The organism is Acinetobacter sp. YH16031, from assembly GCF_013417335.1.
Classification (GTDB): Bacteria; Pseudomonadota; Gammaproteobacteria; order Pseudomonadales; family Moraxellaceae; genus Acinetobacter.
On record NZ_VPED01000004.1, the window covers coordinates 89,031 to 111,993 of the forward strand.

18 protein-coding genes and 1 pseudogene are annotated in these 22,963 nt (G+C 43.1%); 9 read left to right on the forward strand and 10 right to left on the reverse strand.

What is annotated here, in order from left to right; all coding sequences use genetic code 11:
• The first annotated feature begins 355 nt into the window (after positions 1-355).
• Both xseA and xseB read left to right on the forward strand, forming a co-directional pair.
• Complete coding sequence (gene xseA / locus FTV31_RS03320; protein ID WP_180012991.1) at positions 356-1,627, forward strand: exodeoxyribonuclease VII large subunit; 1,272 nt, start codon at positions 356-358, stop codon at positions 1,625-1,627.
• Positions 1,617-1,811 (forward strand): exodeoxyribonuclease VII small subunit, encoded by a 195-nt coding sequence (xseB, locus tag FTV31_RS03325; protein ID WP_005235956.1) that lies wholly within the window; start codon positions 1,617-1,619, stop codon positions 1,809-1,811. The genes xseA and xseB overlap by 11 nt, the downstream gene beginning before the upstream one ends.
• Before the next feature lie 108 nt (positions 1,812-1,919).
• Here the strand turns inward: xseB and FTV31_RS03330 are convergent, their stop codons facing one another.
• Together FTV31_RS03330 and FTV31_RS03335 are read right to left on the reverse strand one after the other, a co-directional pair.
• Complete coding sequence (locus FTV31_RS03330) at positions 1,920-6,443, reverse strand: translocation/assembly module TamB domain-containing protein (protein ID WP_180012993.1); 4,524 nt, start codon at positions 6,441-6,443, stop codon at positions 1,920-1,922.
• A 38-nt stretch (positions 6,444-6,481) separates the two neighbouring features.
• Positions 6,482-9,238 carry an autotransporter assembly complex family protein gene (locus FTV31_RS03335; RefSeq protein WP_180012995.1) on the reverse strand — a complete coding sequence of 919 codons (2,757 nt, stop codon included), beginning with the start codon at positions 9,236-9,238 and terminating at the stop codon, positions 6,482-6,484.
• 174 nt (positions 9,239-9,412) lie between these two features.
• Here FTV31_RS03335 and FTV31_RS03340 point away from each other — a divergent pair, with 174 nt between their 5' ends.
• From FTV31_RS03340 to FTV31_RS03350, 4 genes and pseudogenes are all read left to right on the forward strand, one after another.
• Complete coding sequence (locus FTV31_RS03340) at positions 9,413-10,732, forward strand: MFS transporter (protein WP_180012997.1); 1,320 nt, start codon at positions 9,413-9,415, stop codon at positions 10,730-10,732.
• A gap of 3 nt (positions 10,733-10,735) precedes the next feature.
• Complete coding sequence (coq7, locus tag FTV31_RS03345; protein WP_004783823.1) at positions 10,736-11,371, forward strand: 2-polyprenyl-3-methyl-6-methoxy-1,4-benzoquinone monooxygenase; 636 nt, start codon at positions 10,736-10,738, stop codon at positions 11,369-11,371.
• Positions 11,372-11,791: 420 nt separating this feature from the next.
• Positions 11,792-11,896, forward strand: a pseudogene (locus FTV31_RS17260) (KGG domain-containing protein); the annotation flags it as partial.
• A gap of 73 nt (positions 11,897-11,969) precedes the next feature.
• Positions 11,970-12,626, forward strand: coding sequence for a hypothetical protein (locus FTV31_RS03350; RefSeq protein ID WP_180012999.1), 657 nt, complete (start codon positions 11,970-11,972; stop codon positions 12,624-12,626).
• A gap of 456 nt (positions 12,627-13,082) precedes the next feature.
• On the opposite strand, the gene FTV31_RS03355 is transcribed toward FTV31_RS03350, so the two are convergent.
• The 5 genes from FTV31_RS03355 to FTV31_RS03375 all read right to left on the reverse strand — a co-directional run bounded on the left by FTV31_RS03355 (position 13,083) and on the right by FTV31_RS03375 (position 16,342).
• Positions 13,083-13,517, reverse strand: a complete 435-nt coding sequence (locus tag FTV31_RS03355; protein ID WP_004783827.1) for a 2-amino-4-hydroxy-6-hydroxymethyldihydropteridine diphosphokinase — start codon at positions 13,515-13,517, stop codon at positions 13,083-13,085.
• On the reverse strand, positions 13,474-13,854 hold the full coding sequence (folB, locus tag FTV31_RS03360; protein WP_004783828.1) for a dihydroneopterin aldolase: 381 nt from the start codon (positions 13,852-13,854) through the stop codon (positions 13,474-13,476). The genes FTV31_RS03355 and folB overlap by 44 nt, the downstream gene beginning before the upstream one ends.
• Positions 13,855-13,986: 132 nt before the next feature.
• A complete protein-coding gene (locus FTV31_RS03365) occupies positions 13,987-15,285 on the reverse strand; it encodes an AarF/ABC1/UbiB kinase family protein (protein ID WP_180002241.1) in 1,299 nt (432 codons plus the stop codon).
• A gap of 58 nt (positions 15,286-15,343) precedes the next feature.
• Positions 15,344-16,114: a HesA/MoeB/ThiF family protein gene (locus tag FTV31_RS03370; protein WP_180013072.1), complete on the reverse strand. Its 771-nt coding sequence runs from the start codon at positions 16,112-16,114 to the stop codon at positions 15,344-15,346.
• A 39-nt stretch (positions 16,115-16,153) separates the two neighbouring features.
• Positions 16,154-16,342 carry a hypothetical protein gene (locus FTV31_RS03375; protein ID WP_180013001.1) on the reverse strand — a complete coding sequence of 63 codons (189 nt, stop codon included), beginning with the start codon at positions 16,340-16,342 and terminating at the stop codon, positions 16,154-16,156.
• Between the two features lie 257 nt (positions 16,343-16,599).
• Between FTV31_RS03375 and FTV31_RS03380 the strand changes: the two genes are divergently transcribed.
• Positions 16,600-17,109 (forward strand): pyridoxamine 5'-phosphate oxidase family protein, encoded by a 510-nt coding sequence (locus tag FTV31_RS03380; RefSeq protein ID WP_180013004.1) that lies wholly within the window; start codon positions 16,600-16,602, stop codon positions 17,107-17,109.
• Positions 17,110-17,298: 189 nt separating this feature from the next.
• Here FTV31_RS03380 and FTV31_RS03385 read toward each other — a convergent pair whose 3' ends face one another.
• From FTV31_RS03385 to FTV31_RS03395, 3 genes are all read right to left on the reverse strand, one after another.
• A complete protein-coding gene (locus tag FTV31_RS03385) occupies positions 17,299-18,945 on the reverse strand; it encodes an AMP-binding protein (RefSeq protein ID WP_180013006.1) in 1,647 nt (548 codons plus the stop codon).
• A 254-nt stretch (positions 18,946-19,199) separates the two neighbouring features.
• Entirely contained in the window at positions 19,200-20,336 is a 1,137-nt protein-coding gene (locus FTV31_RS03390) for an acyl-CoA dehydrogenase family protein (RefSeq protein ID WP_004783839.1), read from the reverse strand.
• Between the two features lie 92 nt (positions 20,337-20,428).
• Positions 20,429-21,199: a 3-hydroxyacyl-CoA dehydrogenase gene (locus FTV31_RS03395; protein WP_180013008.1), complete on the reverse strand. Its 771-nt coding sequence runs from the start codon at positions 21,197-21,199 to the stop codon at positions 20,429-20,431.
• A gap of 138 nt (positions 21,200-21,337) precedes the next feature.
• Here FTV31_RS03395 and FTV31_RS03400 point away from each other — a divergent pair, with 138 nt between their 5' ends.
• Both FTV31_RS03400 and FTV31_RS03405 read left to right on the forward strand, forming a co-directional pair.
• A complete protein-coding gene (locus tag FTV31_RS03400; RefSeq protein WP_180013011.1) occupies positions 21,338-22,360 on the forward strand; it encodes an AraC family transcriptional regulator in 1,023 nt (340 codons plus the stop codon).
• A 228-nt stretch (positions 22,361-22,588) separates the two neighbouring features.
• Entirely contained in the window at positions 22,589-22,942 is a 354-nt protein-coding gene (locus FTV31_RS03405) for a hypothetical protein (protein ID WP_004783846.1), read from the forward strand.
• The last annotated feature ends 21 nt before the right edge of the window (positions 22,943-22,963 follow it).

A 22,963-nucleotide genomic window follows, 5' to 3' on the forward strand; every position in this document is an offset into this window, starting at 1 on the left:
GGCAGGATCATTTCTTAATATCATTAGGTTTAATCCCATTTAAGTTCTCACTATTTCCTATGATTTATATCAATCAATAATTAGCTTTTAAAAGTAATCTCTTTCTTAAACTAACTAAAATTTAGATTTAGTTAAATATTGGAATGGCTTTAATATGACAATGTCATTACATTATTATACAAATTGTTTATCACCCTTCATCAACCAAGCATTACTCTAATATTTTGTTTTTAGATCATTAAATTAATTATTTCCCAGTTTCTTTGTCCTAGCCTTTTTTATGCACGAAGCTTGATGTTTGTACTAGCGGCCATATTGATTTAATATTTGATTGAATTTTAAACTTTATCTCGGCATGCAAGACGATCTCCAGCTTTCTTTAAAAGAATACCTTTCTACGGTTCAGGAAGTGGTTAAAATCACTTTCGATACACCGGTGTGGGTCAAAGCTGAGATTCGAAATTTAAATATCAAAGCTGGCCATTACTATCTGGAACTGGCAGAAAAAGATCCTGACAATGATCAGGTCATTGCCAGTTGCCGGGCCACCATCTGGAAATTTGCTGCACAGAAAATTGTGACGCAATTTGAACGTGAAAGTGGTATTGAGCTAAGCCGGGACCTTAAGGTTTTAATCAAAGTCAAAGCCAGCTTTGATCCGCAATATGGGTTTTCCCTAAATATTACAGAGATTGATTCTGGATATACCTTGGGTGATATAGCCCGACGTTATCAGCAGATTGTAGAGAGACTGACAACCGAAGGTCTGATTGATCGCAATAAAAATCTGCCTACACCTTTTGACCTCAACCGGATTCTGGTGATTGCTCCAGAAAAGGCTGCAGGTCTGGGCGATTTCAAGAAAGATGCTGATGCTTTACAAAAAGCTCAGGTATGCGAATTTATCTATCACAGTGCGACCTTTCAGGGAAATACGGCAGCGCAAAGCATCATGCAAAGCTTGGCACAAGCTTTAAAGCAGTGGGCACAAACTTATCATAACGCGCCTGACCTGATCGTAATCATTCGTGGCGGTGGTGCAGTCAATGATCTGGCTTATTTAAATGACTATGCATTGGCTGCCCTGCTCTGCAAACGTTCAGTTCCCGTCTGGGTTGGTATTGGTCATGAAAAAGACAGGACGATTCTGGATGAAATTGCTCATCGTTCTTTCGACACACCAAGTAAAGTGATTGCTGGAATTCGCAATCATGTCGTCGAGCTAACTCAAGAGGTTTTAAATAATCTGCAAAGTATCCAGCGGCTTTCTCAACAGCAAATTCAGGCTTATCAAAACCAGAATGAGCAATATCTAAAGCAAATCCAGAATCTGGCCAATCACCAGATTATGAATGCCTTGCAACGTTTAGAGCAGCTCAAGTCCAACACCTCTAACCTTGCCCAGCAACAGACCCAACTGATTAACCAGCAGCTAGATGCCCTAATGCGGGAAACACTCCTGCAAAATCCCAAACATGTTTTGTCCAAAGGCTATGCCATTGTGCGGCAGCAAGATCATGTGGTTCGTTCAATCCATCAAATTGATGTGCCACAACCCGTTCAGGTTGAATTACACGATGGCCTATTTTCAGCACAACTTACGCAGGTAACTCCCCATGAGTCATGATACTTTGAGCTTTCAAGAAGGCTATGACATCTTGAAAAAGAATGCTGAATTACTTGAATCTCAGCAAGAACCAGATATTGATAATCTGATGAAAATCGTTGAAGAGTCTATGCAGGCGTATAAAGCCTGTAAATCTCGAGTGGAAGCTGTTCAGAATGCACTAAACGAGACCTTTAAGGATTAATTTTATTAAATACCTTAAATCAGTATAGGCTGATGATTTAAATAGCTTAGGCTATTTTGAAATCTCTTCCCTATAAAAAAGCCCTCACTGAGAGGGCTTTTTATTAGATTAGAACCGCCAGTTATAGAACAAGTCAATTGCACGTTCTAAAGACTGACTGGCTTCCAGATATAAACGCTGATTCATTTGATAACGTAAAGTCAGCTTGTTCACTGGGGTAAATACGCCAACCCCATAACGGATATACAAGTCTGGCGTAATATAACCGGTTACAGACACCTGAGTATCATCCCCTGTGCCCTGTGCATCCAGTGCCAGACCACTCAAGCCAAAGCTACGACCAATCTGGTTGGTCAAGGCACGCGTACCACCCAAGCCCAGACTGATCCCGGCGGCTGCAATGGTGTTGTTTACATCAGATCTGAAACCTTCCGCCTGACTTAAACCTGAAGCTCCTTCATTGATACGACCAGTAATCAGGGCATTCAACGCTTCCTGTTCAGACAGACCAGCATCGTTATACACCTGAATGGCAGGACTTGAGGCTGTACCTGTAACACGTACACCCACTGTGCTGCCTTGAATGGATTTATTAGCATCAATATCCAGGGTTGGATTGGACAATGGACCATTAAAACGCGCAATCGCACGGTTCAGATCCAGACTTTGTCCATAGGCTTCAATTTTCACCCGTTGTGATACCCCGATCGCCCCATTGGCACGCATCGCAGATTCCAGACCACGTTGCGTCAGATTGACACGACCTAAGAGTGGTATACGGCTGTCAAAGCCCTGGAAGATCACCTGATTTCCTAACGACACTGCAACATCTGCGCGAATATTCCATGGACGTGCCGCTTTCAGAATGGCGAGCTGGTCATCTCCTTCACGTACAACACGAACATCAGAAGACAAGCCCACGACAGGTTCAGAGGCTTCAGGCATGGAAATCAGTGCACGAGGAACATCGACCTTGCCACTCAAGCTTAATTTTTTATTGAACGGATACATATCCAAGGTCAGGTCAGGCGTAACCACTGCAGTAATCAGCGGTGCCTGACGAATCAACAGATTTTCGCCCTGAAGTTTGAGCTGTACGCGTGGATCACCTTTCCAGTCTACAGAGCCGGTTAATTTACCAGCGCCACGGCCACTGTTAAATGCACCATTAATAGTCGCGGTATTTTGGCGGACTGATGAATAGAGCTGCACATTGGTCAGATTGACTGGCAATGAAATCATGCTGATTGCCCCATCCTTAACCCGAATTTCACCTTCAAGTAATGGATCGGTTAAGGTTCCGCTAATTTTACCTGCATACGACAAGGTACCATCCAGATTACGCACATCCTGAATGAATGGCTTAAAGACCTTTAACTGAACCTGATTAAAGGCAATCTCGCCACGCATTGGTTTATTGTCACGATATGGATCAATAATCACATTGGCATAGCCTGTACCAATATCTGGTGTTTTCACATCCAGACGAATCTGTAGACCGGCGGCCACGCTTTTTGCGACCAGCCCCACTTCATCATATTTTAAGGTCGAGCCTAAATATTCCGGATCATCAGAAGATAAGCCGATCACACCATTACGGGTTACCAGACGTGCATCAATCTTCGGTTTAGCACCTTGTGCCCAAGCTGCCTTGGCATAACCATTCACTTTACCGGTTAATGCTATGCCTTCTGGCAGGAAGGCACTAAAGTCAGCCAGATCCAGGTTACGGGTAATAAAAGAAGCACTGCCTCGGGTTTTATTGACTCGAATTGGCTGATCAAAGCAGAGCTGGCTTTGCTGGCTCATCCAGCAATGAGCGCCAACAAACAGATCCGACTGTGCAGTGTTATAAATCACAGCTGCATTTTGACGCTGCACCAGATGGGTACGCAGTGAGTCGAAATCACCGCGCTGGATCTGGCCTAACCAATTATTTTGTGCATTAAAACCACCTGCCAGCTGAACAAAAAATTTAGACAGCTTGTTTTCAGCCTGAACTTGCAGTACATGCGCGGCGCGCGTTCCAGCTAGTGAAACTTCACCACGTACAATCTGTCTATTGCCACTACGCAACTGATCCATGGTCGCAGTCAATAAGGTCGGTGTGGTTTGTGAAGTCGGCAACTGACCGCGTACCCGAATCTTGTCTACGCTAAATAGGTTCTTGAAGGCAAAATTATCCACTGCCAGATTTGCAGTTGCTTGTAAACGCGGTTGTGCCTGCATATTAATATAGCCTTGTACCCGGCCTCTTAATCCCGGATAAAGTTCATATAATGCCGGCGCATTCACTTTAAGTTGCAAATTCTGCGCATTACCTGTGGCCTGTAGCTGGTTGCTGGCATAAGACAGGAACAGGTTATTGGCTTCAAACTGCTGCGGTACAAAACCACGCTGCTTGGAGTCAATCAATACAGCCAGATTACCCTTACCGCGTACCGGTTTATTATTCAACATACCGGCCAGATTTAAGCGTTGAATCTGGATACGCTTCACTGCATCCGACCAGACACCTTGAGTTTGCAGATTACCAGACAATTCACCTTTAAGCTTGGCATTGAAATACTGAGGTTTGAAACGCACCAAAGAGGCATTTACATTCCAGCCAATACCATTCGCCAAGTTCACCTGACCATTGGCATTAATTTTTCCAGCGACCCCATCATGACGCAGTTCCTTGATACTCAGCATATCAGGCGTACCCGACATGCGCAGTTTCAACAATCCCTGACTGGCCTTGATCTGGCTGGCACTTAAGGCACCATCATAATTGACCGCATAACTTTTGAATCCGCCACCTGCTTTTTCATCATGGAACAACAAGGCAATATTACTATTACCTGTCAGATGAACGGTTTCATTTTGCGCAGCCAGTCGTCCGGTCAGATCTACACCGCTGAGATTAATAATTTGCTGATTCGGGCGTGCATAACCACTGGCTTTTACCCGACCATTCAAGCGGTCAATTGGTGAAGCTGCAGCCAGAGTCTGAGTATTCAGGTTCTGGGCATTTAATACTGCGGACCATTTGAGCTGACGTTTTTCTTCTGGCAACTCAACCCGTGCATTGCCTGTTAGACTGCCGGCCTGTCCATTTCCACTATATTTAAAACTTGGAACATTCAGGATGTTATTTTTCAGGTTTAGTTGTGCCTGATACATTCCTGTAGGTAACAGTCCTTCTTCATGCTGAGCAACCTGGGTAGCGACATGGATATTTTGCTGGCCTTCGACCAGTACCAGATCGACATCTCCTGATTCACTTTTTAACCAGCCAATATAAGGCACAGCACGATCAATATTTTTCCAGGCTACATCCAGTAACATCGGTTGAGCTTTATTGTCATTAACCGGCTTCTGATCCAGCTTGATATTCCAGGTTTCATAGCGGTCAAAATCAACCAGTCCTGTTAAATGCAGGCCATTTTCCAGATTACCGGTAGAGGCAATATTACCGTCCAGACTTGGTGGCAGAAAGTCCTGCACCACCTGTGGAATTCGCTGATGTTTCGGATCAATCCCATTCATGCGGCCTGTCAGATCCCAATCCACCCGATCAGCCCAGCCCACGGTACCTGCTAGGCTTACCGAACCTTTCATTAGCTGACCATTTAGATCAGTAATATTGAGCTGATTGACCAGGTCGGTATACATCACTGCGGTATATTGCCCATCCGGGATATTTTCACCTTCAATATCGGTGCGAACATTCAGATCCAGGCGCTTGGTATTCCCATTAAACTCAGCCACACCATCTTTCGTAAACAGTTTCTGCTCTGTCAGGATTGGCCAGTGATATTGCTTGAACTGGAGTTCACCACGCATGGGTACATTAGGACGCATCGGGTGCAGGACCGCCCAGCCTGTCAGCAAATCTGGAGTGTTGGTCGCGACCCCGGCCTGAATAGTATCCAGTGTACCTCTAGCACGTACTTGAATATCATGAATATTCAGGCTTTCTCTGAGTGAAGGCAGATTTAAAATCCCGCGTGCATCTAGTGGATATTTACCTTCAAACTGCATTTTCCCAGTAGCTTCACGTACCGACAGATAGCCCATATCCATGCGGGAATCTTCGAAATTCAGCTCGGTACCGGACCATAATGCTTCATTCAGTTCAATATTATAAAAATCGACTGTATTGGTCTGGGTTTTAATTACTAGGTGATCGAGAAGTAAATGATCAACCCGCAATACGAACGGTAAACGAATAGCATTGAACTTGAATGGCTCATCACTTGGCGGATTTTTATTAATAATCTGTAAATTCAGTACATCTGCTTCAGTCAGATGAATTTCTTTTTTGATAATCGCCCGCCAACCCAGCTTGACATCAGCACGGTCAATTTTGACATCGACCGGTTTCAGGGTGACCAGAACATTTTTCAGGATAATCCCGCGCCACAGGTTCCCACCTTCATATTCGTAATGAATGATTTCCTGGCGCTGCATCACCTGATCCAGCAGGAATTTACTGCCTTTATCGGTAGAAAACAGGATCGCCAGTACAGACAGCAGAAAAATAAGAGAAAAAAGGACCGACAATAGAATACTTCTAAAGATACGGCGCTTTTTCGGCACAACTTCAGGTTGTTGCTCTTGTTCTGGCTGTGGTTGGTTCTCGACCATGATCTACCCAAATAACTATTTTTTAATTAATAAATGTTTTATAACTGCGAGCCAATAAAGAAGTGCAGACGAATCGGATAATTGTCATCCGACAGTCCGGTCGCCACATCTAAACGAATTGGGCCAATCGGTGAAGCCCAACGAATCCCCAGTCCCGCACCATATTCTGTCGGATTACTAAAATCCTCATTATAGGCATTTCCGGCATCCGCAAATACTGCAGCGCGCCAGCCTTCCCTGAACTGATAATTATACTCCAGTGAAGCTACACCCAAAGCTTGTCCGCCCACTTTAAAGCCTTCAATTTCCGGAGAAAGACTCTTATAGTCAAAACCACGGATACTTTGATCACCGCCACTAAAATAGCGCAGGTTATAAGGTACTTTGGCAAAATCTTCAGTAAAGATATAACCCAGATCCGCACGACCGACAAACTGGTGATCGGCATTTTCACCCAGTGAATAGATAAAACGCCAGCCTGCATTCACAATCGCCATATCGGCATCAGACAATAGAGCTTCACTGCCCAATTCGACTTTATAGGTTTGCTTAAAGCCCTTGGTCGGGTTCACGCGGCGATCACTATCAGTACGGGAAACTTCATAACCCACCAGTAAAGACTGCTGTTCATCTTCAGTATTGAATCTGAATGCTTCCGGAATCTGGCTAAAATCAACCGAATCATCCTGCGTCAGACGATCCAGACGGTAACGTAGACCGTAAGTTTGTTGCCAGCTGCCACGCGGATTTTTAATAATCCGGTCAGCACCAAGTACCGCGGATTCAATTAACAGGCCATCACCTTGGGCCACACCATCACGTTCTTCACGCTCATAACCACCCACGATACTGATATAGTCATTAAGTGGATGGTTGTATGGAATATTATAACGGCCATCAATTGACTGACGGATTTGTGACAATTCAAGGTTGGCATCAAATGAGTGACCACGCTTGTTTACGATCGCGCGGCGATATTGTCCACGTAAGCGTGTTCCGGTATCCGTACCATAACCCAGACCAACTTCGGCACTGTTAAGACGGTCTGCATTCAGTGTCACGATCACCGGAATTTTTTTCTCTTCACGAGCCTGAGCCTTTAAACGTTCTTCTTCGTCTTCTTTAGTCTGTTGCTGAACCCGCAAAGTTCTTAAATTTGGATTCTCTGCATCACGACTACCGGCAAACTGATCTTCATCCACCACATCCTGTGTAACTTCCTGATCGGATGCCGGTGCAGCTTTCTTGGCTACACCTATTTCATCTTCTGAAAACTTCTGTTCTTCTATCAGACTCTGAATATCCGGTGCCAGTTCCAGCTCTCGATCAATAGGATCAGGACGAATCGCATCCACCAGCGTATAGTTAAAATAACGTGAGTTCGTCAGGTTGTTGGCCAGACTATTCACACGCCAGAAGGTGTAATCAGCACCATCTTCCCAGGTGACCAGACTTTCCAGTACATCACGATTTAGCGGAAATTCTTTTTCAGGATCACTCATCCTGAACTCTACATTACCCAGTTTATAACGCTCACCTGTTTCAAAGCGTAGGTTCACATCGGCTGTATTTTCGGGTTGGGCAATGCGCACATCATGCAAGCGCCAGTACGCATCAAAATAACCATTATTGCTGGCTGCGGTATTAATCCGGTCTTTGGTTTTTTCATAATCCCCATGGTTAAAGATATCACCTTCTTCCTGTTCCGGTAGAAGACTAATAACCTGGAACTGCGGCTGTTCACCACCTGGGCCACTAAACTCAATATTATGGGTATTGATAATGACCGGCTCATTCGGCGTTACATAGACTCTAACCCGACTATCCGATAATTTTTCAAATCTGAACTGGGCATTGTAATAACCTACAGCTTGGGCAGCCTGATTGGACAGATTACGGAGTTGCGGTAATGCAGATGAAAAATCTTCAAAGGATTCCTGGGTAAAGCTGGAAAGTTTAGCTTTTACATTATTTCTGAGATTCGTATAACCTTCTGACTGGGCTTTACGATTCAATCCGCCATTGCTTTGCGCAGTGCCATTTCCATTCACAATGACCACATCTGCACTGATCCGAGGCAAACTGGCGGTCATAATCTGGCGAGGTGGACGGATTTTATAAAACAGTCGTTTGAAAATATTCGGACGTTTGTCATTTTCAGGCGTTGTTGGTGCAGGCAATTCGGATAAGGTCGCACCCGACTCATTTCTTTGCACGATGATCTGACTATCGGCCTGAATGGACTGCATCAGCTGATCAACATTCACAGGTGCCTGATTGATTTCAACCAGTTCCTGCTGACTCATGTCATTGACTACGGTTTCAGTTTGCGCTGATTGGCGATAGGCTTGCGCTTCGCGTTTCGCTTCTTCTGCGACCTGATAAATCTCATTGGCCATGCTCTGGTCAATCGTTTGCACCGGCAGGCTTTCTAAATCATCAAACTCAATTGGCTGAAATTCACCCAGAGACGTTCCCATATTCTGCTGCTCTTGCAGCATTTGCATACTATCTACGGTCGAAGTTTCAGGTTCTAAGGCTTCTTCAACTTTTTCTGTCGCTTCAGCTTCGGTCGTCGCTACCCCTTGTCGAACGGCTTCCTGGGATAACTCTTCGATCATTTCTGCCTGAGAGAGTACTACCGGAGTTTCGGTCTGCTCGGTCTGTGCCATGCCCTGATGCGATAACATCATGAAAAATATGCTCATACATAGCCTGGCTCGGCCATGATATGGTACGAGAGACCCCATACTACGATTCAGCATCGTTTGTTTAAATTTTCTCTTTGCGGGCATAGCAAACTCTAAACGAATACATTCTTTAATTGATTATTTGACCGAAAAAGATAAGCTAAAGAACTTAAATTATTGGGTTTTGCCTTTACATGGACGAAAGTATCTTACATGATTTTTCTCAATGTTTACGTATATCTCACATTTCTTAATAAATCTTAATGTAGCACGTCTTATATGAACAACAATGAACATTTGTTAGCGAGCCGCCGCTTTTTACCCATGTTCCTGACCCAGTTTTTTGGTGCACTGAATGATAATGTTTTTAAACAGGCCTTATTATTGGTGATTACCTATGGCTGGATTCAGCAACAATCAGCCAGTATTAGCACACTAAATAACCTTGCCGCACTGTTGTTCATTTTGCCTTATTTTATTTTTTCTGCGACTGCAGGTCAGATTGCAGATAAGTATGAACGTTCCCAGCTGATTCGTTATTTAAAGATTTTTGAAATTGTGATCATGATTCTGGGCACCATTGGCTTTCTGCTCGGTCATTTATGGATTCTCCTGTTCGCCCTGTTTTTAATGGGCACTCAATCCACTTTTTTCGGCCCGATTAAATATGCCATTTTGCCTGAAGTATTAAAATCAGATGAATTGATGTCAGGTAACGCACTATTCCAGTCAGGTACATCACTGGCTATTCTGTTTGGTATGATCTTAGGTGGTGCAGTCATTGCGGCTTCTACAGGCAATCTGATTTGGATTAGCCTGACGGTGTTAAGTATCGCCGTGATTGGCTATCTCTCCAGTCGTTATATTCTGAAGCAGAGCATTCCAGCACCTGAAATCAACATTGACTGGAATTTTTTCCGGACCAGCTTTCAAACCATTAAATATGCCAAAAGCTTACCGCTGGTTTTTTTAATTCTGCTGGGTAACTCCTGGTACTGGTTTTATGGGGCAACCTATCTTACTCAGATTCCACAGCTTACCTTACAAAACCTGCATGCTTCTGAAAATGTCGCCAGTTTGCTACTGACCTTTTTCTCTGTCGGGATCGGTTTAGGTTCTTATTTATGCCGCAGATTAGGCGGTACTGAGGTCAATATTAAAATGGTACCGATTGGCGCTATTGGTCTCGTGGTTTTTGCATTATATCTAGCCGCAAGTCTTGCCTTTGTTCCGGAACGTACCGGTACGTTACTCGACTTGGCAGATGTATTCCAGCAAGGCTGGAGCTATTATCATGTGATGCTGGCGGTAACTTTACTGGGCATCAGTGGCGGTTTTTATATCGTGCCGCTGTATGCAATGATGCAGGCACATTCTCCCCGCTCACATCGTGCACGTGTGGTTGCAGCAAATAACATCCTGAATGCCGTTTTCATGGTATCTTCTGCTATATTCTCAATTATTATTTTAAGCGTTTTAGAATTTGATCTTAAAATACTTTTCTGTATTACTGCAGTGTTGAGTGGCCTGTTTACTTTATGGCTGCTCTATAGATTGAAACCGATGATCAAAACCGCAAAAGCCCCTTTGGAGGATTAATTCATGCGTCAATATACAGGTGTCGATAAGCTTATTCATTCTTTTGACCAGGCATTACGCAGTCTTGTTCCAGGAACGACTTCCTCACAACGGGAAAATCCAGCCAAACCGGTTGAAACCCAGCTTACTGTGAGTGATGCCCGTCATGTGGCTGGTTTAATGCGTGTGAATCATAGTGGTGAGGTTTGTGCACAGGCGCTTTATCATGGACAGGCATTAACCGCGAAATTACCAAATGTACGTCGGGAAATGGAACAGGCGGCAATTGAGGAACAGGATCATCTGGCCTGGTGTGAGGACCGCTTACAAGAACTGGATAGCCATACCAGTTTACTTAATCCGGTCTGGTACGGCCTTTCCTTTGGGATGGGTGCAATTGCCGGCATTGCGGGGGACAAATACAGTCTGGGCTTTGTTGCAGAAACCGAACGCCAAGTGAGTATGCATTTACAGCATCATATTAATCAGCTGCCCGCACAGGATGAACGCTCACGTCGCATTCTGGAACAAATGAATGAAGATGAACTGCATCACCGTGATACTGCTTTGGCTGCAGGCGGTGTAGATTTACCCCTTCCAGTCAAGATTGCCATGACTGGTATTTCCAAGTTAATGACCAAAACTAGTTATTATATTTAAGTATCAAATAAAGCCCTCATTTCTTGAGGGTTTTTTTATGCTCAAAATAATTAAGGAAAAATAGTTTAAGAACCTTTTTTTTAAATTTTTTATTTATCATTATGTTATATGCTATTTTATTTAATTTCTATTAAAAAAATTATTACCTATTTTTAATTCAAATTTTGATTAAATCAAAGTCCAATTTATAAATTCATATTTTAAAATATGTCGCATATATAACCTTTTGTTTCTTTATGTTTATATAAAAAACAGATTTATAAAATTAAATTGATACATTTGCTTCATAAGCAATTAGTTAGATTAAATTTAATATTTACAGTCATAATAATCCATCAACAATGTAAGTTCACAACTTGCTTTATATCTATGCATTCGTTAACTCAGTCAACTTCCCCGGAATTTTAAAGGACGGTTAAAATGGCTAATCAAGATAATGAAAAAGATACCGATAATTCAAATCGTGGATTCGCAGGCATGGAAGCGGAGAAACAACGCGAAATTGCAAGCCAAGGCGGGAGAGCTGCTCATGCAAGTGGTAATGCCCATGAATTCACTTCAGAAGAAGCTCGCGAAGCTGGTTCACGCAGCCACATAAATGACCGTGGTCGCAGCCGTGATGATGACGACGACGATGATGACGATCGTCGTGGCGGACGCGGTCGAGGTCGTGGCCGCAGCCGTGATGATGACGACGATGATGACGATCGTCGCGGTGGACGTGGCAGAGGTCGTGGCCGCAGCCGTGATGATGACGACGATGATGATGACGATCGTCGTGGTGGACGTGGTCGAGGTCGTGGCCGCAGCCGTGATGATGACGACGATGATGATGACGATCGTCGTGGTGGACGTGGTCGAGGTCGTGGCCGCAGCCGTGATGATGACGACGATGATGACGATCGTCGTGGTGGACGTGGCAGAGGTCGTGGCCGCAGCCGTGATGATGACGACGATGATGATGACGATCGCCGCGGTGGACGTGGCAGAGGTCGTGGCCGAAGCCGTGATGATGACGACGATGATGATGACGATCGTCGCGGTGGACGTGGCAGAGGTCGTGGCCGCAGCCGTGATGATGACGACGATGATGACGATCGTCGCGGTGGACGCGGCAGAGGTCGTGGTCGCAGCCGTGATGATGAGGACGACGATGATGATCGCCGCGGACGTTCCAGCAATGGAGGACGAAGAAGTCCACCACGTGATGACCGAGGAAGATTTACTTCTCGTTAATTCATTGCAATATAATTAGCTTTATAAACATAAAACGTGGATTTAGGTCCACGTTTTATTTAATACTTTCATTCTACTTTATCGATAAAGAAAAATAGAAGCTATTTAAATCAATCCTGTAGATTTTTATTTTTTATCGTCCTTATTTTTTGATATATTTAGATGACTATATTATTTAATATTTTTTATAAAAATTAAATTTTATTTAAAACCAAGTTAAAATATAATTACCTTCATGGGAAATTAATTAAAATTTAAAATATATTTATTGTTCTTTATTTTTTAAAATTGGCTGAAAAAATGATTATTTAGAGGTAATTTATGGAAACAGGCATTATTCTTGGCATTCTATTTGCAATTATGGTGTTATTAGCTATTTTTTATAACAAGAAAAAGTAGATAGCTGTTTTTGGCAAATATAGATCCCCTACTTAGATAAAGCTGACAAATTCATTAGATTAATTTCAGATACAGATTAAATTTTGACTTGTGGATATTGAAGACGGCGGTCATATTCAAATGCAGGATGAGACCAGATGTCATGCATCGGGATTTTTACGTCTAGTGCAAGCGGTAATTTTTTAGGATTAAATTCCATCTGGCTTAAATCATTTCCCCATGCAATCAGGTCGACATCCAGGCTGATCTGATGCGATGGTCGAACCCGCCCTGAATCCGTTTCCATTTGCTTTAATAAATCTGTCATATCTTGAACAGAAACTTCACTGTATAGGAGGCAGGCCGCATTCCAGTAATCTGCTCCGATACTATCCCGACATGGAATGAGGTAAATTGGAGAAAACCGGACTTCCCCCAACTCACTGATCCGTTGCTGGGCAGCCTGAAAATGTTGCTGTGGATGACAATTACTCGCCAGTGCTAGGGCGAATATCGTTGCGGTGGCGTTCAAGACGTATCCCTACAGAATTGGCTTGCGCGATAATGGCAGGCTTACGGATCGTAATCATAATCGATTCTACACTTTCAAAGGTAGCAAAAAGCGCGTCTAGTACCAGTTTTGCTGCATGTTCGATCAATTTTGGCTGAGCTTCCTGAATCACCCGCGCTGAAATCTCGCAGATTTCGGCATAATTCAAAGTATCTTCCAGTTCATCTGACTGTGCCGCTTGTTCTAAGTTGGTACGAATGTTTAGATCCAGCATTAAAGGCTGAATGATTTGACGCTCCCAATTAAAGCAGCCGACTACTGTATCGACCTTTAAGCCTTCAATAATAATTGCGTCCATTTTAAAACTCGGAATTTAATATTTACCAATAATCTCCCTAAATCCCTCTTTAATACAGAGGGACTTTCATCACTTCTATTTATTTTGTAATGAAAGCCTCCCTTTCTTAAAGGGAGGACGGGAGGGATTAAATTAGTGCTTTAACAGCAAATTTGGATCCATAGTCTGAACCATCTGCAAACGCTGATCTGCATAGATATCTGTATACGGCGCCAGAATTCTCATGAAACGGTCGAAATACAGCATTTGCTTGAACAATAAAGCAAAGTCACGTGGGAAACGAATACCATGACGTTCACCGACTGCCACCATATCCATCATGATATCGTTAAGATCGGCTGGGCTTGAAGTCAGCAATTCCTGAGGATCAGCTAACATCACACCACTAAACAAGCGTTCAAGATCAGCCGCAAGTACTTTGGTATCAATCTCAACTGCAGTCATACCCATTTTCAGCATATTCTCTGCCATCAGGGTATAATTGGTATGCTGCAAGGCATCCATAAAGGCCATACACGCTGTCCAGACTTCTGGTTTAAGCTGGCCGACAATACCAAAATCAATAAATCCCACACGACCATCTTCAAGCAGCATCAGATTACCCGCGTGTAAATCAGCATGGAAACTGTTACACATCATCAGGCTGCCAAACCAGGTGTTCATTGCAGTGATGAGAACCTGTGACGGGTCTTTAGCGACCTTTTTCACCACTTCAAAATCAGTCAGTGGCACGCCATATAAACGTTGCATGGTCAGCACACGACGTGTTGAATATTGATGATAAACCTTAGGAGCAGTTGCTGCCTTATTATTGGTGATATTCAGATAATTGACGAAATCATCCAGATTTTGTGCTTCTTCAATAAAATCAACTTCACGCACCATCCGGGTTTTGATTTCTTCGACAATATCTGCCAATGACGCAAATTTTACTTTCGGCACTGCTTTTTCCAGCAGTTTGGTCGCCCAATGCAATACATTTAAATCGGTATATAGAATTGTTTCCACACCCGGCTTTTGTACTTTAATAACTACATCTTCACCAGAAACCAGCTTGGCCGCATGTACCTGTGCAATGGAAGCAGAAGCCAGTGGTGTTTCTTCAATTGAGGCAAAGATTTCATCCAAGTTTCGGCCAGAAAACTCTGATGCTAGCACTTCCTGGATATAGCTGAATGGCAAGGTCGGTGTTTGATCCAGACAGCCCTGAAACTCTTCCACATATTCACGCGGAAACAGCGATGGCGTACTGGCAATAAACTGACCGAGTTTGATATAGGTTGAGCCTAAAGACTCAAACGTTTCACGCATGAGTTTGGCATTACTTGGCTTTTCAGTAGCATATTTAATGCCGGCCTTCGCCGCAACTACCGCGGTTTCACCCATACGGGCAACCGAACGTATTCCATCTAACCAGATATTTTTTTTCATAATGTCTTAGGAAAAATTAATTACATGCAGTGTAGCAAAAAAATTAAATTTTGCAGGCCTATCTTGCCTGACAGACTGGGCAATCTGTATCTTTTTCGAAACTTAAAATGCGCTGTTTAAAACTCAGACCATCCCAAAGTAAAAGTTTCTGCCTAAGTGGCATTTTACCCAGGCCTAAATAAAGCAGAGCATGATGAGCTTGCAAACTCGCCATCACATTCGGCGTAGTCGCCAATACGCCTGAATCTGCACAGCGCAAACTGGTATCAGCCTGATGTTCAGATGGGAACAGGCAAGCATAACAGGCTGAATCCCCTTCCATCATGAACAGTTGCCCTTGCAAACCAATCGCAGAAGCACTGATTAAAGGCACATTCAGTTTTACACAGCTCTGATTGACCAGATAACGTGTCTCGAACTGATCACATCCATCCAGCACCAGATCTTGATGTTCAATCATACTCTCTGCATTTTCAGCCGTTAAAGCTTGATTGATAGATACAACCTGAACATTCGGATTAATCTGAGCCAGTCTTTTCGCGAGTGTTTCTGCCTTATAAAGGCCTAGATCATTTGGCGTAAATGCCAGTTGTCGTTGCAGATTACTCATCTCGATGGTATCAGGATCGATCAGGGTAATTTTGCCTACGCCCGCTCGAGCCAGAAGTTCTGCCAAGGCACAGCCAATCCCGCCACACCCCACGATACAGATATTAGAAAATTTCAGCTTTTCCTGTGCTTCAATATCCCAACCATCCAGAAGAATCTGGCGACTATATAAGTGCAATTCAGCATCGGTGAGTTCAAACTCTGGGGATATGGCATCCATAGTCGATATAGACAACGTCGTTCCTTGTTTCGAAGATTTTTAAGAAGCATGTGCCACAAAAAGTGCATTTACCGAAATTTCAATATGCGGATAAATCTCGAGCAAATTAACTTCTCTGCGCATAAACAGCAAATCAATAAATGGCTTGGCAATACTAGCGCTAAATAGCATATCAGTTAAATGCTCCGTATCAAGCTGATAGTGTCCTAATAAATATGTAATAGTCATATTATGAATGCACTTAACTTGATCTATATGCCACTTAATTTATTCACGTATTACATCTTCCTGGAACCTCGTTCTTCTATTCTTTTATCACCCTGTAACTGAATTTCGATTGTTTAGCACTTCTGTAGCGGCTGCCTGCAATTCGGTAGGAAAATGTATCAGTTCAGTGAGACCCTCTGTATCCATTCCTAAATATGATTAAGCTGCTTAAGGAATAGTAATTATCCTCGCTTTCAAAAATAGTATGGAGCATATAGATGAACGAACAAAATCAGCATAATAATCGTGAAAAATTATGGGAACTAATCAAAGATGTGCGTTACACCATGATCAGCCATGTAACCGAAAGTCAGGAAATTCATTCTCAGCCGATGACCATGCTCAATTCTGAGCAAATGAATGAAGATCAGAATTTGTATTTCATCCTGCGTGATACCAATGATCTGGTGAAAGCTGCCACTACTGGTCGTACTCAGATCGGCCTATCTTTCGCTAAACCTTCTGATGGTATTTATGTGTCAATTAGCGCAAATGCACAGATCAGTACTGACCGTATTTTGATTGAAAAATTATGGAATCCATGGGCAGAAAACTGGTTTGAGGGTAAAGATGATCCTAGCGTGCGTGTACTGATTGCTGAAGCTGAAAGTGCAGAATACTGGAATGTCACCGATAATAAAGTAACTCAGCTATTTAAGGCATTAAAAGGTGGTGTGACTGGCGAAGCTGGGGAACCAGATGCTGAGCACAAAAAAGTTGATCTCTAAGTAAATAAGACTTTCACCTTCAATTTAGCCTCTTAATAAGAGGCTAAATTTTTGATTTATTTTATTTAAAAGATGAAATGTATTATATTGTAATGACAATTATTTTCTCTGATAAATTCGAAAATAAACAAATTAATCGTATAAAAAAGGCCGCAATTGCGACCTTTTTAACATGTTTAAATGAATATATTAACTGACCTGTTTAATACCCTGAATCTTAGCAATTTCCTGCTGTTTAAGCAGATTACGCTGAATTTTACCGCTAGAGGTTTTAGGCAAATCACTTACAAACTCAATCTCTTTCGGATAGGCATGTTTAGATAAACGGGAACGTACATAGTTTTGCAATTTCAGCATCAGTTCTTCACTAGCGGCATATTGTGATTTAAGCACTACAAAGGCTTTCACAATTTCGGTACGTTCCGGATCTGGCTTTCCAACCACAGCGGACTCCAGCACCTCTTCACACTCCAGCAAGGTACTCTCTACATCAAAAGGTCCAACTCGATAACCCGAAGTCGTAATAACATCATCCGCACGACCAATGAAATCTATTCCACCATGTTCATTCAGTTTTACGGTATCACCCGTTAAATAATACTGTCCTACAAAGGCTTTACGATTATTACCGCCATAGCCTTCGAACCACATCAAAGGTGAGGCTGAGCAGTCCATGGCCAAAGTACCAATACCGCCTTTTTCGACTTCCTGATGCTCTTTATTTAAAACTGCAAAACGATGTCCTGGAATGGCAAAGCCAGCAGAACCGATTTTCTTGTGATGCTCCAGCGCATGATGATTGGCAATCACCATTCCCAGTTCCGTCTGTCCATACTGGTCGTAGATATTCACGTCCATTTCATGATTAAACCATTGAATAACTTCAGGCGTTAATGGCTCACCTGCACTACTGACCACACGTAAACATGAGCTAATCTCAGCATCAAATTTTTCCTTAAAGCCATAGAACATCCGGAACGCGGTTGGAGAACCGGTCAGGTTATTTACCCGATATTTTTTAATGACTTCAACAGCATTGTCTACGCTAAAGGCACGTTCATCCAGAATGATGCTATGTCCCAGACTTAATGGACCTGCAATTCCATAATACAGACCATAAGCCCAACCTGGATCTGCCAGATTCCAGAAAGTATCTTCGTCACGTAAATCTACGGCGTGCAGCATATAGCCTTTAAATGCCAGTAAAGCTTTAAGCGGAACAGGCACTGATTTTGCAAGTCCCGTTGTACCCGAAGTAAACATCATCAGGAAAATGTCACTAAAACGACCTTGAACCGGCTCAAATTCAGTTGGATATTGCTTCAGTTCAGTCCAGAAATCTGCATCCTGACTGGCACTTTCAGGTGTTTGATGTACGGTTAAAATATGTGGAATATCGAGATCATTCAGTTTTGCACGCTGTTCCTGATTGGTAATAATGAGTCGGGTATGTGCGGTATTAATACGATGCTCGATTGCCTTGCTTTCAAAAGCGGTAAATAAAGGCTGATAAATCGCACCAATACGCCAGGTGGCTAGAATGGTAATTAATAATTCTGGGGTTCGTGGGAGCAGTCCGGCAATACAGTCTCCTGCTTGTAAACCCAGTGAGGTCATATAATGAGCCAATTGTCCTGAAGCCTCAGCCAATTGTTCAAAAGTCCAATATTGGGTCTTGCCATTTTTACCTTCCCAGATTAACGCGATCCGGTTTTGTCCCAGAAAACGTCCACAGCATTCTGTATAGGCATTGAGTGAATCTGGCGTTCCTGCCAAATGTTGTTGAACCATAGTGTCAAAATCAAATTCACGATACGCTTGTTCTAGTGTCTTCATCACGACAACCTCTATTCCGTTTATAAACAGACTTTATGTCTATGTCCGTTGTATTTGTTGTTCTGTCTACCGTCTGCGAATTCCATTGCAATGCCGGTTTTATATAACATGCCCTATTGCTAGGACATGTTAGGTGTCACTCTACTGAGTCACTTTTCGCTTTATCAATAATTGACCATGTTTTATAGACCATCACAATTTCCATCTCCCTCAAATGAGCTGCAGGATTTGAACAGTCGGCTATTTCATGACTTTTAAACTTTGCTCACTTCCCGGGCAATGACCAGACGCTGAATATCTGATGCACCTTCATAAATCTGGCTCACTCTGACATCACGGTAAATACGTTCAACCGGGAAATCTGAGACATAGCCATAACCGCCATGAATCTGAATCGCATCCGAGCAGACTCGCTCTGCTATAGTCGAAGCAAACAGTTTAGCCATGGACGCTTCTTTTAAGCATGGTAATCCTGCATCTTTAAGCGTTGCTGCATGTAAGACGAGTTGTCTTGCTGCCTCAATCTGGGTGGCCATATCTGCGAGACGGAATGCTACTGCCTGATGCTGCACCAGCTCTACACCAAAAGATTTACGTTCATTGGCATATTCAACGGCAGCATCCAGTGCAGCTCGTGCCATACCTACAGATTGTGCTGCGATCCCGATCCGGCCAGATTCCAGATTAGACAAGGCAATCTTGTAGCCCTCACCTTCTTGTCCTAGCAGGTTTTCAGCCGGAATCCGGCATTGATCAAAAATAATAGTCGCGGTATCAGAACAATGCTGCCCCATTTTTTCTTCCAGATTCGAGACGATATATCCTGGACTATCGGTAGGTACCAAGAAGCATGAGATTCCTTTCTTGCCCGCAGATTTATCTGTCACTGCAAATACCAATGCAATCTGGGCATGCTTACCGGTAGTAATAAACTGCTTGGTGCCATTTAATACCCATTCATCGCCATCACGTTCTGCCTTACATTCTAGTGCGCTGGCATCGGAACCGGCTTGAGGTTCCGTCAGGCAGAAACACCCCAACCATTCACCGGTCGCCAGTTTGGTCAGGTATTTCTGCTTTTGTTCCTCGGTACCATAACGCTGGGTAATCCCGCAAGGCAGTGAATTTTGTACACTGACAATGGTCGAGATGGCTCCATCTCCAGCAGCGATTTCCTCAAGGGCCAGTACCAGCGACACATAGTCCAGGCCTGCTCCACCCCATTGTTCAGACACGGTCATACCGAGTGCACCGAGTTCACCGAGTTCTTTCAATTCTTGTGCTGGAAATTGAGCCGTTTTATCCCTTAGACCAGCGGTAGGTTTCAGTTTTTGCTGCGAATAGTTTCGCATCATCTCCTGAATCATTTTCTGTTCGTCATTTAAAAGCACTGCGTATATCCCTTACTTATCTTTTAATTTTCCATATAGAGTGAATAAACCTATCTACTCTGACTTTTGTATTTTGCTTCGTTGGCTCGAACTTATTTTGGAGCCATACGGATGGCGCCATCCAGACGAATCACTTCACCGTTCAGATAGCTATTTTCGAAGATATGACCTACTAACTGGGCAAACTCCTGAGGTTTAGCCAGACGTGGTGGAAATGGAACCATCTGACCCAAAGCATCCTGTACATTTTGCGGCATGCCTTTCAGCATTGGGGTTTCCATAATGCCGGGTGCAATGGTCATGACACGAATCGCTTCACGTGCCAGCTCACGCGCGAGTGGCAGAGTCATCGCAACGACTGCCCCTTTAGACGCAGAATAAGCTGTTTGGCCAATCTGACCATCAAAGGCTGCAACTGAAGCCGTATTCACAATTACACCACGCTCTTCTTCATCGGTTTGCAGCTCATACTTCGCGATTAAAGCCGCCGCAAAACGAAGCATATTGAATGTGCCACTTACATTGATATTCAACACTTTCTGGAACATCGCCAGTTCATGGATTCCATTACGGCCTAGCACTTTGGCAGAGGGTGCGATCCCAGCACAGTTCACCAAGCCATTGAGTTGACCATACTTGTTTTCAACATGATTAAAGAAAGCTTCAACCGCCTGCTCATCCGTTACATCCAATTGTACAAATTCAGCCTGCTCACCCAGTTGCTGTTGTAAGGCATTGCCCTGTTCCTGGTTCATATCGACTAGAATCACTTTTGCACCCTGTTCTACCAGATGAGTCGCTGTGGCTGCACCCAGACCTGATGCACCACCAGTTACCACAATCACTTTTCCCTGAATTTTCATGTTAATGTCCTGTTCCTATTTTTATGACAAGCTACGACTTAATAGGCAGAGTAAACAGAGATTTTATTCTGTACAATTTCCAAATGTTGCATCTTCACTGATGGATTTGGACAATAAAGAAGGGATATCTGACTGGCTATGCAATTACCAGCCTTGGAATATAGTAAGGGAACCATTTCAATTGATCTGGTTCATGAAGCACTACTGAATGCCAAAGCACAGCATTATGACATTGCTGCGATTCTAACTAAGGCTGCCATTCCCTTAGAGATTCTGCACTCTGCTAAAGCACGGGTGTCAGTGGCGCAGTACGCCGCGCTATGGACTGCACTTGCAGACAGCATGAATGACGAATTTTTTGGCATGGACAGTCATCCGATGCGCCGTGGCAGTTTCAAATTGCTATCTAAAATGCTGTTACAGACTGATACGCTGGAAAAAGCTCTGCAGCAAATCCTGCAATTTTTTAATCTGATTCTAGATGATCTGCAGAGCATACTGATGGTCGAAGAAAACTTTGCCTATATCGTGATCTATGACCAGAACCAGACCAAGCGCATGTTTAGTTATGCAACCTATCTAATGCTGATTCATACCCTGCTATGCTGGTTAAGCGGACAGCGGGTTTTACTTAATCAGATTCAACTGAAATGTGCCGCACCACTCGATGATTTTGATTATAAAGTCCGTTTTTGTGAGCAGATTGAATATCAGGCCAGTGAAAACTATATCCAGTTTGATGCAGCCTATTTGCAGCTCCCAGTAAAACAGGATCAAACCTCCTGGTATCAGTTTATTCAACAGACTCCGCATAACCTGCTAGTTCGCTTTAAAAATCCTTATGCGCTAAGTGCACAGATCCGCAAACAGCTTTTAAAAGTACCTCCGGCTGAATGGCTTGAACTGAATGAGCTTGCTTTGAAAATGAATATGTCTGAAGCCACCATGCAACGGCGTCTTAAAAATGAAGGTGTGACTTATCAACAGCTCAAAAATGAAATTCGTCGTGATACAGCCATTGAACTATTAACCCGTACGGATCAAAGTTTGCAGGACATCAGTGATCAGCTTAACTTCCAGGAAGTCAGTGCTTTTCATCGTGCCTTTAAAAAATGGACAGGGGTTAGTCCAGGTGCCTATAGACAAAATATTACTAGATAATTTATATTTAATAAGACTTAAAAACGATTAAAATTTAGCATATAAATTTAAATTTATATTTTCTCAACAGTTATATTTTTCAAGGCTTACAGCCCAAAAATAGAGGACTGAACGGTCATCCATAATGCTTTGCATTCCCTATTAATATAGTTTATTTTTCAATCAATTTTTAGTGCTTCACTTTTGGCTGTACTCCCTTTCCCTCTTTCCTTGTTGAAGGTATTTTCCATGTTAAAGATGACTGATGTTCTTGGACAAAATCTTGTTCAAAACTTCGCCCAGGCTTTAGTTTCTTCGACCGATCTTAATGCAGAGCAATTGAATCAAGGCATCTTGAATGCGTCTGATTCTGCCCTCAAAGATGCTATTGTGCACTTCTTTAACCAGATTGATGCCACTGAAGCTGCGAAATCGCTTGAAATTCCGGCTGAGCGCATCGTTGCATTACAACAAGGTATTGCACTGAAAGATGAACAATATCTTGCTGATACTGCCAAAGTCGTGGCTCTTTGCCTGGCAATGGAAACTGGTAGCCTGGATCAAGTCGAGGTTTATGACTGCTTGCAAGACTACCCAATGTAAGCTATCCAGATTGATAAAATA